The sequence below is a fragment of the Alteromonas sp. 14N.309.X.WAT.G.H12 genome (assembly GCF_036697315.1).
GTDB lineage: Bacteria > Pseudomonadota > Gammaproteobacteria > Enterobacterales > Alteromonadaceae > Alteromonas.
The window spans coordinates 1-15446 of sequence record NZ_JBAHZB010000083.1; the positions used below are offsets into that span (position 1 = coordinate 1).

The 15446-nt window shown below is 46.2% G+C and carries 17 protein-coding genes; 10 read left to right on the plus strand and 7 right to left on the minus strand.

The features are described 5' to 3' along the window. A partial coding sequence (locus tag V5298_RS15890) for a 5'-3' exonuclease (RefSeq protein ID WP_416351192.1) occupies positions 1–461 on the minus strand: 461 nt, incomplete at its 3' end. A gap of 423 nt (positions 462–884) precedes the next feature. On the opposite strand from V5298_RS15890, the gene elbB reads away from it, so the two are divergent. After that, entirely contained in the window at positions 885–1538 is a 654-nt protein-coding gene (elbB, locus tag V5298_RS15895) for an isoprenoid biosynthesis glyoxalase ElbB (RefSeq protein ID WP_332932428.1), read from the plus strand. Between the two features lie 83 nt (positions 1539–1621). Then, entirely contained in the window at positions 1622–3073 is a 1452-nt protein-coding gene (locus tag V5298_RS15900) for a TrkH family potassium uptake protein (protein WP_332932429.1), read from the plus strand. On the opposite strand, the gene trkA is transcribed toward V5298_RS15900, so the two are convergent. The 4 genes from trkA to def are packed head-to-tail and all read right to left on the minus strand — an operon-like array spanning position 3074 to position 7274. Next, positions 3074–4453, minus strand: coding sequence for a Trk system potassium transporter TrkA (gene trkA, locus V5298_RS15905; protein WP_332932430.1), 1380 nt, complete (start codon positions 4451–4453; stop codon positions 3074–3076). A 24-nt stretch (positions 4454–4477) separates the two neighbouring features. After that, a complete protein-coding gene (gene rsmB, locus V5298_RS15910) occupies positions 4478–5794 on the minus strand; it encodes a 16S rRNA (cytosine(967)-C(5))-methyltransferase RsmB (RefSeq protein ID WP_332932431.1) in 1317 nt (438 codons plus the stop codon). Then, entirely contained in the window at positions 5791–6750 is a 960-nt protein-coding gene (gene fmt, locus V5298_RS15915; protein ID WP_332932432.1) for a methionyl-tRNA formyltransferase, read from the minus strand. Before fmt ends, rsmB begins: the two co-directional genes overlap by 4 nt. A 14-nt stretch (positions 6751–6764) precedes the next feature. Beyond that, complete coding sequence (gene def, locus V5298_RS15920; protein WP_332932433.1) at positions 6765–7274, minus strand: peptide deformylase; 510 nt, start codon at positions 7272–7274, stop codon at positions 6765–6767. Between the two features lie 181 nt (positions 7275–7455). Here def and V5298_RS15925 point away from each other — a divergent pair, with 181 nt between their 5' ends. From V5298_RS15925 to V5298_RS15955, 7 genes are all read left to right on the plus strand, one after another. Beyond that, entirely contained in the window at positions 7456–8577 is a 1122-nt protein-coding gene (locus tag V5298_RS15925; RefSeq protein ID WP_332932434.1) for a LysM domain-containing protein, read from the plus strand. Positions 8578–8615: 38 nt separating this feature from the next. Then, positions 8616–9737, plus strand: a complete 1122-nt coding sequence (gene dprA / locus V5298_RS15930; protein ID WP_332932435.1) for a DNA-processing protein DprA — start codon at positions 8616–8618, stop codon at positions 9735–9737. 3 nt (positions 9738–9740) lie between these two features. Then, positions 9741–10217, plus strand: a complete 477-nt coding sequence (locus V5298_RS15935; RefSeq protein WP_332932436.1) for a DUF494 family protein — start codon at positions 9741–9743, stop codon at positions 10215–10217. 25 nt (positions 10218–10242) lie between these two features. Then, positions 10243–10791 carry a DNA topoisomerase family protein gene (locus V5298_RS15940; protein ID WP_332932437.1) on the plus strand — a complete coding sequence of 183 codons (549 nt, stop codon included), beginning with the start codon at positions 10243–10245 and terminating at the stop codon, positions 10789–10791. A gap of 2 nt (positions 10792–10793) precedes the next feature. Further along, entirely contained in the window at positions 10794–11360 is a 567-nt protein-coding gene (locus tag V5298_RS15945; RefSeq protein ID WP_332932438.1) for a Sua5/YciO/YrdC/YwlC family protein, read from the plus strand. A gap of 2 nt (positions 11361–11362) precedes the next feature. Further along, positions 11363–12289: an oxygen-dependent coproporphyrinogen oxidase gene (gene hemF / locus V5298_RS15950; RefSeq protein ID WP_332932439.1), complete on the plus strand. Its 927-nt coding sequence runs from the start codon at positions 11363–11365 to the stop codon at positions 12287–12289. A gap of 142 nt (positions 12290–12431) precedes the next feature. Continuing rightward, positions 12432–13109: an OmpW family outer membrane protein gene (locus tag V5298_RS15955; protein WP_332932440.1), complete on the plus strand. Its 678-nt coding sequence runs from the start codon at positions 12432–12434 to the stop codon at positions 13107–13109. A 59-nt stretch (positions 13110–13168) separates the two neighbouring features. Here V5298_RS15955 and V5298_RS15960 read toward each other — a convergent pair whose 3' ends face one another. Further along, positions 13169–13609, minus strand: a complete 441-nt coding sequence (locus tag V5298_RS15960; RefSeq protein WP_332932441.1) for a group II truncated hemoglobin — start codon at positions 13607–13609, stop codon at positions 13169–13171. On the opposite strand from V5298_RS15960, the gene aroE reads away from it, so the two are divergent. Continuing rightward, on the plus strand, positions 13608–14420 hold the full coding sequence (gene aroE / locus V5298_RS15965; RefSeq protein ID WP_332932442.1) for a shikimate dehydrogenase: 813 nt from the start codon (positions 13608–13610) through the stop codon (positions 14418–14420). The genes V5298_RS15960 and aroE overlap by 2 nt on opposite strands. Before the next feature lie 10 nt (positions 14421–14430). Here aroE and V5298_RS15970 read toward each other — a convergent pair whose 3' ends face one another. Further along, the gene (locus V5298_RS15970) at positions 14431–14964 is read right to left on the minus strand and encodes a gamma carbonic anhydrase family protein (protein ID WP_332932443.1); all 534 of its coding nucleotides are present in this window, start codon (positions 14962–14964) and stop codon (positions 14431–14433) included. Positions 14965–15446: the final 482 nt, after the last annotated feature.

Sequence of the window (15446 nt, forward strand, 5' to 3'; positions counted from 1 at the left end):
GTATTGATCAATGTCACATGTTCATTGACCAGTTGGGCCATGTCTTTGTCGCCGGTGCTAATGAGGGTATCTATTCCTTTTTCAGCGGCTTGTCGGGATAATGTGCCGATAACATCATCGGCTTCTACGCCGTCTTCCACAATAATAGGTAACCCCATGGCTCTGATGATTTCGTGCAAGGGCTTAATTTGCGATCGCAGTTCTTCAGGCATGGGTGGCCGATTGGCCTTGTATTCGGCATACATGTCATCCCGAAATGTTTTACCTTTGGCGTCAAATACCACGGCGATATGGGTAGGATGATATTGCCGTATCAGGCTTCGTAGCATATTGATGACGCCGTAAATTGCGCCGGTATCCTGACCTTTTGAGTTTGTTAATGGCGGCATACCATGAAAAGCGCGGAATAAATAGGAGGATCCGTCTACCAGTATAAAGGGCGGTTTTTTATCTTCAGACATAGACTTTTTTAATCGTGGGAACGTGAAAGTCTGAAGGATGCCACAGGCAAGGGCGTAACGCCAATGGAGGAATGATCGGTATTACGGGATCCCTTGTGGATAACTTTGTGATCAAAAGAGGTTAAAGCGAGATCAAGGGGCACGATCGCTTCTGGTGGTACACACTGGAGATCTTTAAAAATGAGGCCTGAAAGGGATAGGGTAGTTAGTTCCTTAAGTAGTAAATTCTTCCTTGAAAATGTGGATAACTTAGTGAATTACAGATTTAGTGTTTAACCAAATCGGGCAGATAATGTAGCATACTGATAACAAAGAGTGACAGCAGCTTTTCAGAATTTTTTTGCTTTGAATTGTTTGTTTTTTAATCTTAAAAGATATAAGCCTTGATTTAGAAGGGCGGCAGACAGAAATGGGAGAGTGTGAATGAAAAATGTAGCGGTAATTTTAAGTGGTAGTGGTGTTTTTGATGGTGCGGAAATTCATGAAGCTGTTATTACATTATTGGCAATTCGTGAACAGGGAGCGAGCTATCAATGCTTTGCTCCAGATCGGCCGCAGCTGCATGTAATTAATCATTTAACCGGTGAAGTCGCAGAAGAGGAAAGCCGCAATGTGTTAGTGGAATCGGCACGTATTGCACGGGGTGAGATCAAACCGGTCACCGAGTGCAATGTTGACGATTTTGATGCCCTGATCCTGCCAGGTGGTTTTGGTGCGGCGAAAAATCTGTGTACCTTTGCCCTTGATGGTGCTGAGTGTTCAATTGATGAGGATGTACTTACGGTATGTAAAGCCTTTGCCGAGGCCGGTAAGCCCGCTGGATATGCCTGTATAGCACCGGCATTAGCCGCCGCGGTTTACGGTAGTGGCAGAAAATTAACCATTGGCAACGATAAGGCGACGGCTGAAGGATTAGAGGCCCTGGGGGCCACCCATGTCAATTGTGCGGTCGATGAAATTGTTATTGATACCGAAGCGAAACTGGTGACCACACCGGCCTACATGTTGGCGCAGGATATTCTTGAGGCAAAGTCAGGCATTGATAAAATGGTAGAAACCGTCCTGGCAATGGATTAACGAAAGGGTCTTTCCCTTTCGTCTTCCTCACCGCATAATGGCACCAAGCGCAGTGAAAGAAAAACAATAAGGCTTATCGGAACATGCACTACCGTGCGATTGTACGTATACTGGGGTTACTTGTGGCGCTATTTAGCGTAACTATGATCCCTCCCGCATTAATTTCTCTGATCTTTCAGGATGGTAGTGGTCTTCCATTTATTATCGCGTTTATTCTGTGTGTGATCACCGGCACCTTCATGTGGTATCCCAACCGTTATCAAAAAAATGATTTACGGGCGAAGGAAGGCTTTCTTATTGTGGTGCTGTTTTGGACCGTACTGGCCAGTTTTGCCGCTATTCCCTTTATTCTTCTTGAACAACCAAGTATGTCCGTTGCCGATTCCTTCTTTGAATCTTTTTCCGGGTTAACTACCACCGGTGCCACCGTTATTGAAGGAATTGAGTTTTTGCCGCATTCGGTGCAATTTTACCGACAACAATTGCAGTGGTTAGGAGGAATGGGGATCATTGTATTGGCGGTGGCCATTTTACCCATACTTGGTGTTGGTGGTATGCAGTTGTATCGGGCAGAAACCCCAGGTCCGGTAAAAGATTCTAAGATGACGCCGAGAATTGCCGATACAGCCAAGCATCTTTGGTATATTTATTTATCTTTAACCATCGCCTGTTGCGGTGCTTATATGCTGGCGGGAATGGGCTGGTTCGACGCCGTTTGTCATGCGTTTTCCACCGTTGCCATTGGTGGTTTTTCGAATCATGATGCCAGTTTGGGTTACTTTGATAGCCCCATGGTCAATGTGGTGTGCTCGGTGTTCTTAATGATCGCTGCACTGAACTTTTCATTGCACTATGCTGCGGCAAGTTCTCGATCGTTAAAAGGCTATACCCGCGATCCCGAGTTTAAAGCCTTTTTGTTTATTCAGTTCGTACTTATTTCTGTGTGCTTTCTTGTGTTGACATTAACCGGGTACTACTCCTCTGCCGAAGAAGCCCTAGATCAAGCCATGATTCAGGCCGTTTCCATTAGCACCACCGCTGGCTTTGCCACCACGGACTTTTCTTCATGGCCGGCTTTTTTACCCATATTATTGATATTCTCCAGCTTTATTGGTGGCTGTGCGTCGTCCACGGGAGGCGGGTTAAAGGTCGTGCGTGTACTGTTGCTTTTCTTACAGGGAAAGCGAGAAGTAGACCGGCTTATTCACCCCAAAGCGGTTTATGCCGTTAAGTTAGGAGAACGGGCCATGCCGGATCGGGTAGTGGAAGCCGTGTGGGGATTCTTCTCGGCTTACGCTATTGTTTTTGTAGTAATTATGATTGGTCTGATTGCAGCAGGACTGGATAACATCTCCGCCTTTACCGCCACTGCCGCCACCTTGAACAACCTTGGACCGGGGTTAGGCAGCGTAGCAGGAACGTATTCTGAAGTGACCGACCCAGGTAAGTGGCTGCTCGTGTTGGCCATGCTGTTTGGTCGATTGGAAGTCTTTTCCTTATTGGTGTTGTTTTCACCTACCTTCTGGCGAAGCTAATCAGCCAAAGAAGAAGGCACTGGGCTGGAACAACTTTTCCACATCGTTGATGTATTTTTTGTCTACCAAAAAGAGAATGACGTGGTCGTTGGCTTCGATAACCGTATCGCTGTGAGCGATGATCACGTTATCTTCCCGTACCACGGCACCGATGGTGGTGCCTGGCGGTAATTTAATACTGCCTATTTCTCTTCCCACTACTTTTGATGTGTTTTTATCACCATGAGCGATGGCTTCGATGGCTTCTGCGGCACCGCGACGTAGTGAGTAAACATTAACAATGTCTCCACGGCGGATATGGGTCAGTAACGCTGAAATCGTGGCCTGCTGCGGAGAAAACGCAATATCAATTTCACCCCCTTGGACAAGATCCACATAGGCACTGCGTTGAATGAGTACCATGGCTTTTTGTGCCCCCATCCGCTTAGCTAGCATGGCCGACATAATATTGGCTTCGTCATCATTGGTCACGGCAATGAAGGCATCAACCTGATCAATACTTTCTTCGTTGAGCAATTCAGGATCAGACGCATCGCCGGAAAACACAATGGTCTTATCCAAATTGGCTGACAGGTATTGGGCACGGGTGGGACTAAACTCGATGAGTTTAACATTGTGTTTGTGTTCAAGACGTTTTGCCAAACCAGCACCAATGAGTCCACCGCCTGCAATCATGATCCGTTTATAGGATGATTCCAGTTTTTGCAGTTCGCTCATCACTGCGCGAATATGTTTAGTGGCAGCAATGAAGAACACTTCATCATCGGCTTCGATAACCGTTGTGCCAAGGGGGCGAATAGGGCGACCTCGGCGGTAAATGGCTGCCACACGGGTTTCCACATTGGGCATATGTTCTTTCAGTGCCGATAAGGCATGCCCCACCAGCAAACCACCATAATAGGCTTTTACCGCCACTAAGCTTGCCTTACCTTCCGCAAACTCAACAACCTGTAAGGCACCGGGATAATCAATAAGACGCTTTATCGCTGTGGTGACTAATTGTTCGGGGGCAATGATGTGGTCAACGGGGATGTTTTGTTCTTTGTACAGTTGCTCTTGATAAATAATGTACTGTTCGCTACGTACTCGGGCTATTTTCGTTGGTGTTTTAAATAGACTGTAGGCGACCTGACAAGCAAGCATATTGCTTTCATCACTGTTGGTGACAGCAATAAGCATATCCGCATCTTCGGCTCCTGCTTTTTTCAGGATATCAGGATGAGAGCCCACGCCTTCAACTACTTGAAGATCGAGTCTGTCCTGTAATGCCCGCAAGATGGTAGGATCAGAATCAATGACGGTAATCTCGTTCTTTTCACCAACCAGGTTTTCCGCAAGGGTACCGCCAACCTGTCCTGCACCAAGAATGATGATTTTCATTAATACCTTTGACGCTTTTTATTGTTAATGCAAAGACTTTATCAGTCTCGCGTAATAGAAACCATCCATTTGTTGCTCGCCTGGCAAGATCTGGCGTCCTGGTTTCTGTGTTGATTCACCATCGGTAAGTGTAGACAATTGTGCATCACCGGTGCGGGATAAAAAGTGCTTAATTTGGTCTACATTTTCCTGTGGGAGAATGGAGCAAGTGGCATAAAGAAGGGTACCCCCAGGCTTTAATAGCGACCACATGGTATCAAGAATACGAGATTGCAAATCCGCCAGTGCTTCAATGTCTGACGCTTTACGTAGCCAGCGAATATCGGGGTGACGTCGGATAACGCCGGTGGCGGAGCAGGGCGCATCGAGTAAAATACGATCATACTGTTCACCGTTCCACCAGGTGCCCGGTTCTAATGCATCACCGGTTATTATCGTTGGGGTATGCTGTAAGCGTTGCATATTTTCCTTCACCCGCAGCAGCCGGGTTTCATCAGCATCTAGTGCGGTGCAATGGCCAATATCAGGCTGTATTTCAAAAATATGTCCGGTTTTACCACCAGGAGCGGCACAACAATCCAAAATGTTGTCGCCTGCTTGGGGTTGTAAATACGTGGCGGCCAGTTGTGCGGCGCCATCCTGTACTGCGAACCAGCCTTCTTGGAAGCCGGGAATAGCGGTAATATCCACGCGACTTGTTAATATTATTCCCGCGGATTGAGCGTCTGGCAGCGTATAGGTAACACCTAAATCATCCAGCTGCTGACAAAATGCTCCACGTGAAACCTCTAAAAGATTTACCCGCAACCAAATGGGGGCTTTTTGGTTCATGTTGTCAACGAGGGGGCCCAGTTCGTCACCGTAGGCCGTTTCCAGTTTTTTGAACAACCATTTTGGCAAGCCGCTCTTAATTATCGGGTTGTCTATTTTCTGATCTTTTAATGATTGGCGCTCGAAGTTACGTAAAATCGCGTTGACTAACCCTTTAAGCGACATCGCGCCTAAATAGGGGGCTGCATTTACCGTTTCACTTACGGCAGCATGAGTAGAGACACGACTAAAGGCCATTTGGTACAGGCCTAGCAAGATTAAGTGCTCCACCACCTTCTTTTTCCCCTTAAGGGGGTTGTCTAACAACTGGCGAAGCCAGTGTTGCAAAATAGGAAGGTGACGGAATACCCCTAGCGACATTTCCTGGATCCACGCATTATCTTTACCTTGGTGACGTCGTTGTACTTGTGCCAGGCATTCTCGTGTGGATTTACCCTGTTCGAGCACCTGATAAATCACCCAAGCAGTATCGGCGCGCAGGTTTTTCTGTCGTGGCAAAGGGTGGCTCATGCTGTCGCACCGCCAATGGGTTCACCGGCGGTAAACCAGGCGCGACGGGCATTGATTACATCTGCGGCGGGCAGGGCTTTTTTGCCAGGAATTTGTAGCTCAGTTAAACAAATATCCCTTGTGCCGGTAGCGACGACGATCCCCTGTTTGTCTGCTTTAATCACTGTTCCCGGTACTTGCGTTGATGGGGTTTGGGTAACCGAAGCGGACAACACTTTAACGTTACAGTCGGGTAACTTCATCCAAGCAACGGGCCATGGGAAAAACGCACGTATGTTACGTTCAATTTGTTCTGCACAATCTTGCCAGTTGATTTGCGCTTCGTCTTTACTGAGTTTTTTCGCGTAGGTAGCTTGCTCGTCATCTTGCACTTGTGCATGGCTGATAAACGTCGATAAATCGTCAAGCACATGAAGCAGGGCTTTAGGCCCGGATTGGGCAAGTTTGGCGTACAAACTCGCGCTGGTATCTTCTGGTGCGATGGGGGTGGTTTCAATATGCAGCATATCCCCTGTGTCGAGTCCTTCATCCATTTTCATAATGGTGATACCGGTATCTTTGTCTCCGGCCCATATTGCACGTTGGATCGGTGCGGCACCGCGCCAACGGGGGAGTATGGAGCCATGAACGTTGATACAGCCTAGCGCGGGCATTTGAAGAACAGGTAAGGGCAGTATTAAACCATAGGCAACCACCACCATGACATCGGCTTGTATTGCTGCAAGAGTGGCTTGGGCTTCTGGATCCTTCAAACTCTGTGGTTGATATACCGGAATGTTATGGGTTTGTGCGACCACTTTTACAGGGCTTGGCGTGAGTTTTTTCCCTCGACCTGCGGGTCTGTCAGGCTGGGTATAAACGGCAACAATCTGGTGTGCAGAATCCACAATGGCCCGAAGATGCTCGGCGGCAAAATCCGGCGTGCCGGCAAAAATAATACGAAGAGGTGTCGTCACGTTTGTCCTTACTATTACGACTTGGCAGCCAAACGGGCTTCTTTTTCTAGTTTCTTACGAATTCTTTGACGCTTAAGAGGCGAAAGATAATCCACGAACAATATGCCTTTTAAATGATCCAATTCGTGTTGAATACAAATGGCGAGCAGGCCGTCAGCTTCAAGCTCAAAGGGTTGACCGTCTGCGTCCAACGCTTTAACTGTCACTTTTTCTGCCCGATCGACCTTGGCGTAATTGCCCGGTACAGACAAACAGCCTTCTTCGCTGACTGTGCTGCCTTCTTTTGATGTGATTTCTGGGTTTATAAACACCCGCGGCGTGTCTTGATCTTCCGACACGTCCATCACCACAACCTGCACGTGGCGGTCAACTTGGGTGGCCGCCAGACCAATGCCTTTTTCGTCCCGCATGGTTTCAAACATATCGGAAACAAGTTGTTTTATTTCATCGTTCACTGACTCTACAGGTTTCGCTACGGTGCGTAACCGTTCATCAGGAAAACTTAACACGTCTAATATTGCCATCTGTCGCTCAACTTCGCTCGCTTGTATGAATAAATATACGATCCAAATACCAGCACTATTTACTCGGTGGTTTCTGGTACTATTCTATCGTATAAAGGGGTTTTTCGTGCAGGTTTTTTGTTAAATCTCAATTTTCAAACCTAACACTGAATAAATACCCTCGATGGTCGATATAGAGTCTATGTCGATAATTTCAACAGGAGCAGTTGACGACACCATGGCAACGAGAATATTAAAAAAAAGCTGTACAACACTCTTCTCGGCAGGCGTATTGTTATTGGCCAGCCTTACCGGGCAGGCATTTGGCCTGACGTTAAAAGAAGGAGCGCCGCAAACCTATACGGTGGAACGGAATGATACTTTATGGGACATCGCGAATTTATTTCTCGATCAACCGTGGTTATGGCCAGAATTGTGGCAAAACAATACGCAAATTATCAATCCCCATCTTATCTATCCGGGGGATGTGCTCACCATTAGAATGATTGATGGTGAACCTCAATTGGTGGTGCAACGAGATAAAAAACACATCACTTTGGGGCCGTCGGTGAGAAAACAAACTAAGCCGGCTCCCATCAGTACGCTGCCATGGTCAGCCATCGAACCCTACCTTAATAAAAATGAATTGATTTCCGATGAAACCTATCAGGATTTGCCCTATTTAATGGGTAATCAAACCGCCGACACTCGCTTTATTACCGATGATATTGTGGTGAGTCGTAGCTATGGTAGATCTTCGGATCAGTACCGGATTATACGTCGGCAGTCTACGATAAAGAACCTCGATGGTGATGTCTTAGGCATACAGGTTCTTCATATCGCCGACGCGGAAATGATTGACGATACCGTACCGTTTCAATGGTTGGTGAAGGTCAACAATTCAAACTTCGAAGCACAACGGGGGGATCGCCTTTATGATGGCGAATTTGCTGGGGCGCAGGACTTAGTATTGCAAGCTGCCACATCGGAGCAAAATGGCCATGTGGTGGGGAATCTTCATCAGCGTGAATTACTGGGTAAACATGATGTGGTTATTGTGGACCTAGGTAGCGAAGCCATTGAGCCTGGAACGGTAATGGGGGTCTATGCGCAAGGTCCCGATATTATTGATGGCGATACGCCCCAATACGCAGGTGAAAATAACGCTTTGTACAGCGTGTTTGATGACGGCAGTACCGTGCATCAACCTGCAATCAAAATTGGTGAAATTATTATTTTCAAAACCTTCGAAAAAGCAAGTTACGGTATTATCACGCGGGCGCGAGAGCTTGTGAAGACAGGAGCCATCGTCGCTAACCCCTAGTCTTTGCATACAGATGCTGTAACGAAAGGAGTTACAGCATGAATACCGTACAAGATGGCCGCCAACTTAACGCCTTATTAGCGATGGCCACCGTTCCCAAGATGACGCCGTTGAAATGGCGTCAACTTTTAGATGAGCTAGCTATAACGCCTACCACGCTCATCTATGGGAACAATTTATCCTTATTAGATAAAGCAATGCAGCATCATATAGAAGTACTTCGCCGCCGGATTGCTTGGGATAAGGTTGATTTAGCGCTTAAGTGGCAACGTGAATCTGAAGCCCACACCATTATATGTTCAGAGCATCATCACTGGCCCGAAGGCTTCCAGTCTTTGACTTCTCCTCCCCTTGTTTTATTTTGCCATGGAAATGTTCAGTTGTTATCGCGGCCGCAAATTGCCATCGTGGGAAGTCGTCGAGCTTCGGTTTCTGGGTTAGCGGTAGCTTCTGATATCGCCGCAAATCTTTCTCAGCATGGCATCTGTGTGACCAGTGGTTTGGCTGCGGGAATAGACGCTGCCGCGCACAAAGGGGCGTTGGAGCATCCTGGGCGTACCATTGCTTTTTTAGGAACGGGGCCGGATATTACCTATCCCCATCGACACGCTAAATTACGTCTGAGTATTTTAGAGCATGATGGATTACTGGTTTCTGAGTTCTGGCCAGGGACGCCCCCTCGACGTCATCACTTTCCTCAGCGCAACCGTTTAATTGCTGCAATATCAACAGGAACATTGGTTGTTGAGGCCACAATAAACAGTGGCACCTTGATAACTGCCAATATGGCCGCAGATCTAGGGCGCGACGTATTTGCGGTGCCGGGCAATATTGCTAATCCGGTGACTGAAGGGTGTCATTTTCTTATTCAACAAGGCGCAAAGCTAGTGGTCTGCGCTAAGGATATTTTGGAAGAAATAGCCTGTTTGCCTCCTTTGACGAACTCTGCTCCTTTTCGTTCAGAAGAAAAAAGTAAAGATGAAAACTTGGCAACGGATAAATTATTAGATAGTGTGGAGTTTGATGTGACTAGCGTTGACACTATTGCTGAACGCAGCGCTCTGCCTGTATCTGAAGTAGTGGCAGCATTAATCGAATATGAGCTGCGAGATCTTGTAGCCCCGGTACCCGGTGGTTATGTCAAATTGAGGGGGAAATAAACCATGTTCGACATCCTCATGTACTTGTTTGAGAATTTCATACATAGTGAAACGGAAATCCGGGTTGATCAGGACGAGTTAACCGATGAACTTATTCGCGCTGGTTTTCATCATGATGAAATTTACAAAGCCTTAGCGTGGCTGGAGAAGTTAGCTGCGTTACAGGAAACGGACGATAAACCGTATTTCTGCAAAGGTATTTCGTCAGGCGTCAGCCGCATCTATACCCACGAAGAACAAATGCGCTTGGATGTTGAGTGTCAGGGCTTTTTGATGTTCTTGGAACAGGTAGGGGTGCTGGATGCTTCCACGCGAGAAATGGTCATCGACAGAGTGATGGAGATTGATTCTCCCGAATTCTGTTTAGAAGATCTTAAGTGGGTTGTTTTAATGGTGTTATTTAATGTGCCTGGTAAAGAGAATGCGTACGCGCAAATGGAAGATCTTTTATTTGAAGAGTCTGACGGTACACTGCACTAAAGTAGGAGCGTAACCGGCATTCTTTATGTCAAAAATTGATCATTCTTTATTCTCGGCCCATGAACATGCCCTGGAACATACGTTTGGTGACTGTCCAGAATGTGGCAGTCACTTACATATCCGAAATAGCAAAAGTGGGCCATTTATTGGCTGTTCCGCTTATCCGAAATGCACTTTTAGCAAACCCCTCCATGATCAGCAAACAACCACACTAAAAGAAATTGCTGGGGCATTATGTCCAGAATGTGGGCATACTCTTGCCATTAAGAAAGGTCGTTATGGTATGTTCATTGGCTGTACCGACTTTCCTCAATGTCACTATATCGAGCCGATAAAAAAGCAGGAAGATACCCATTTTCTCTGCCCTCAGTGTAAAACCGGGCACATCATTGAAAGAACCAACAAATACGGCAAACGTTTTTATGCGTGTAATCATTACCCTAAATGCAAGTATGTCGTAAACTCACCCCCAGTAGCGGGAACCTGTCCTGATTGTGGCTGGACTTTGCTTATTGCCAAGAAAGGCAAGGTGTGTTGTCCCCAACCGAATTGCGATTTTCAAGTAGATCCTTAACGATGACCGAAATAAATATCGACGAGAACGACCCTGTTAAAGCGGCTTTTATACAGGGGCGCCTATTGGTTTACCCCACCGAGGCGGTAATGGGGATAGGATGCGACCCAGATAATGAAATGGCGGTATATCAATTATTACGATTGAAAAATCGTGCTGTTGAAAAAGGCATGATCCTTGTTGCCGATACCTACTCCCGCTTACTACCCTATGTGAATGATAATGCGGTGGCTCCGGCAATGCGGGCGGAAATATTTTCTTCGTGGCCAGGCCACAATACCTGGCTTCTTCCTAAGTCAGCCCACGCGCCACGATGGATAACCGGTGAGCACGAAAAAATTGCTGTGCGGGTGTCTGCTCACCCGGTTGTCAGAGAATTGTGTGCTAGGTTAGGGAAGCCGTTGGTGTCAACCAGTGCCAATCCATCCGGTCTTAAACCAGCAACCTCATTGGATGAGGCAAAAACCTACTTTAAAGATAAAGTCGTATATGTAGAAGGCAGTGTGGGAAGTGCGCACAAACCAAGTACAATTCGCGACTGTGATTCAGGAAAAATAATCCGAGACTAACTATGTCTGATGAAAACCACATCGCTAATGCAAGCGAAACAATAAACCAAGTTAAACAATTCCTTTTGTCATTGCAGGACAATATTTGCCAGACATTAGAAATGGTTGATGGAAAAGGGCAGTTTGTTGAAGATTCATGGGAACGTGAGCAAGGGGGCGGTGGGCGATCCCGGGTATTAAAAAATGGTGCCGTAATAGAACAAGGTGGCGTTAACTTCAGCCATGTGTTCGGCGAGGCAATGCCAGCATCCGCGACAGCATCCCGGCCAGAATTGGCGGGGCGCAGTTTTCAGGCGATGGGTGTGTCGCTGGTTATCCATCCTCATAACCCTTATGTACCGACTTCCCATGCCAATGTACGTTTTTTTATTGCCGAAAAACCCGGCGAAGCACCAATATGGTGGTTCGGTGGTGGTTTTGACTTAACCCCCTTTTATCCATTTAAAGAAGACGTACAACATTGGCACGATACGGCTAAAAAACTCTGCGCCCCCTTTGGTGACAATGTGTATGCCGATTATAAAAAATGGTGTGACGAATACTTCTACCTTAAACATCGAAATGAAACCCGTGGCGTCGGTGGATTGTTTTTCGACGATCTCAATGAATGGGGGTTTGAACAATGCTTTGCCTTTATGCAAGCGGTGGGTCATGGCTACCTTGATGCCTATGTGCCTATTGTCGAACGCCGTAAAGGACAATCCTATGGCGAGCGTGAACGTGAGTTTCAGCTGTATCGCAGAGGGCGATATGTGGAATTTAACTTAGTCTATGATCGTGGCACGCTGTTTGGTTTACAAACCGGTGGGCGAACAGAGTCGATTCTTATGTCTATGCCACCCTTAGCCCGTTGGGAATATGGCTATACTTGTCCTCCTGGTAGCGCAGAAGCCAAATTGGCCAAGTGGTTGACCCCTACAAATTGGTAATCTAATAAGTTTGAATTTTGACCTAGATCAAGCTTAATTGTCTGTAGCTAAAACAGATTTTTTTACTTGTTCCAGATCAAGATATTGATTTTCTCGAGGCGTAAAGTACGCACATCAACGTTAAACACTCGAGAGAAACCAAATGAAAAAAACTACCCTTGCAGCACTTATTCTAGCCGCAATGACATCTCCTGCTATGGCGTACGAAGCTGGTGATATCATTGTTCGTGCAGGCTTAACAACAGTGGCTCCAAATGATGACTCAAGCAATGTCAACGTAGACGCGCTAGGTGGTAACGTAGGCATGGGCGTTGAAGTTGATTCTGACACGCAATTGGGTTTGAACCTTGTTTATATGTTCGATTCCAATTGGGGGATTGAATTACTAGCGGCAACACCCTTTTCCCATGATGTTACGTTAATCGACACTGCGGATAATGAACTTGGTCTTGGTGACGGTAAGTTAGGTGAAGTGACCCATCTGCCTCCCACTATTAGTGCCGTATATTTCTTTGATACCGATTCGGCCGCTACTCCATATGTCGGATTAGGCTTAAACTACACGATTTTCTTTGATGAAGAGTTTACCAATGCGCGGGAAGATCAAACGTTTTCTGATCTCGACTTGGATAATTCCTTTGGGTTAGCCGCACAGGTAGGGGTTGACTACCAACTGGATGAAAAATGGTTGGTCAATGCGTCTATCCGTTACATTGATATCGGTACCACTGCTGACTTTACGGTAGCTGGCGTGGCCGGCAGTGTTGATGTGGATATCGACCCTTGGGTCTACACCCTTTCTGTGGGCTACGTATTTTAATCATTTCTTTGCTTTTACAGCAGCTTGCTTTTTGCCCTCTTGAAAAAGAGGGCTTTTTTTTAACGCTCTTCTGAATTAATCATATGCTCAGCGAGTTGATCCAGTGCACTGAGTAATTGCTCCGCCAATTGAATATCATGTACCGTCTGCATCATGGCTTTACGCATGCAATACATCCACTGACGCTTTAATGCCGGGGTAACGGTAAAAGGTAAGTGCCTAGCCCGTAGTCTAGGGTGGCCAAACTGTTTTTCATAATCATCCGGGCCACCCAGCCACATACTTAGATACAGGGTAAATACACGACGAATTCTATCTAGTGGTAAAGGATGTATGGCTAATAAGTCTTTTGCCATGGGATCTTGTTCCATGATGTCATAGAATCGATTCGCTAGAAGGTGGACAGTACTCGCACCGCCAATACTTTGATATGGCGTATTTGGGTAAGCTTGGTCCTTTGATGTTTTTTTTGATTTATGTAGAAAATTAATAATGCCCATGAAAAAATTCGCAGTGTTTGGTAATCCCATTGCTCATAGTTTATCACCAGCTATCCATAATATGTTTGCTCAATTGACCGGTGAGTACATTGATTATCGTATTATTGAATCCGAACTCGATAATTTTGAAAACGATGTTAGTGCTTTCTTTAATGAAGAAGGCGTTGTGGGTTGTAATATCACCGCGCCATTTAAGGAACGGGCTTACACGCTTTGTGAAGGCAGTTGTAATGCTGAAGCTAAAACCGCACAGGCCGTAAATACGCTGCACAAACAAGGTGACAAGTTATTAGGTTATACCACTGATGGTATGGGGCTGGTGGCGGATCTTATACGCCATGTAGGTAGTCTTGAAAATAAGAGAGTGTTGTTGCTGGGCGCGGGAGGGGCTACGCGAGGCGTAGTGGAACCTTTGTTAAAGTCGAAAGTGGCTAGCTTATTTATAACCAACCGAACCATGTCTAAGGCAGAGGCGATTGTTAACGCTATCGGTGAGGATAATTTTGTGGCGGTAGGCCAATCTGCGCTAGACGATGTGCAGGCAGAGATTGTTATTAACTGTACATCTGCAAGCTTAACCGGTGATTTACCTGCGGTGTCAGCTGGCGCTTTTAAGCAATGCGCCCTGGCTTATGATATGTCCTATGGCCGGGGTGAAACCCGGTTTATGGCTTTTGCTAAGGAGCATGGCGCATTAGCTACGGTGGATGGCTTTGGTATGTTAGTAGAACAAGCCGCTGCAGCCTTTACCATTTGGACGGGGAAAACCCCAGACACCGCTGAGGTTATAAAAGCATTACGGCCAAAATAGAGGGCAAGATTTAAGACTGTTGAAGGTACTCGTCTTTAAGCTGCACATAGTTTTGCGCCGATAAAGCAAGAAAGTGACGCTCTTTATCATTTAAAGGGCGCTTCTTCACCATGGGGTTGCCCACATAAAGAAATCCGCTTTCAAGTGTTTTGTTGGGGGGAACGAGGGTACCTGCACCGATAAACACATCATCCTCGACCACCACGCCATCCATTATAATGGCACCCATACCCACTAATATTCTATTGCCAAGCTTGCAGCCGTGCAGCATACACTTATGACCGATTGTGACATCGTCTCCGATAATAAGAGGGAAGCCATTGGGCTGGCTGTCAGAACGACGGGTAACATGAAGGACGGTACCATCTTGAATATTTGTGCGTGCACCAATCGATATTGTATTAACGTCACCTCTTGCGGCGACTAAAGGCCAGACACTGGCATCAGAACCTAGTGTTATATCACCAACTAGGACGGCGGACTCATCGACGTATACATCATCGCCGAGGGAAGGGTGGATATTATTATATGGACGTAAAGGCATCGTTAACCTCGTTTGAATTATCAATAGGTGCACTATACGCCGAGAAATGCTCGCTTTATAGCCTCTGCGGCACAAGAAATGAGCGAACGAAACAAATATGACAGTTTTTTTAAAATAGTTATTGACCTTGTCTCAGAATTCCCTAAAATGCGCATCCGCTTCGACAGGAAAGATTAAATCTGAACTGCCAAAGCTAGTCACTACTAACTGTGTAAGTCAATAGTGGCGAGGTTTTCAAAGAGATGCTTCAGAAAATAAGTTTTCAAAAAGTATTGACATGATAATCGAAAGGCGTAGAATACGCGCCTCGCTTCAAGGGGTTGGAAACAACGTTTGTTGAAGCTGTTTTAAGTGTTGCAGCTTAAGAAATTAAATTTCAAAAAGATGTTGACACTGAAAACGAAACGCGTAGAATGCGCGTCCCGCTTCAGGGTAAACCGCTGAAGCCGCTAACGAAAGTTAGCAAAAATGTTCTTTAACAA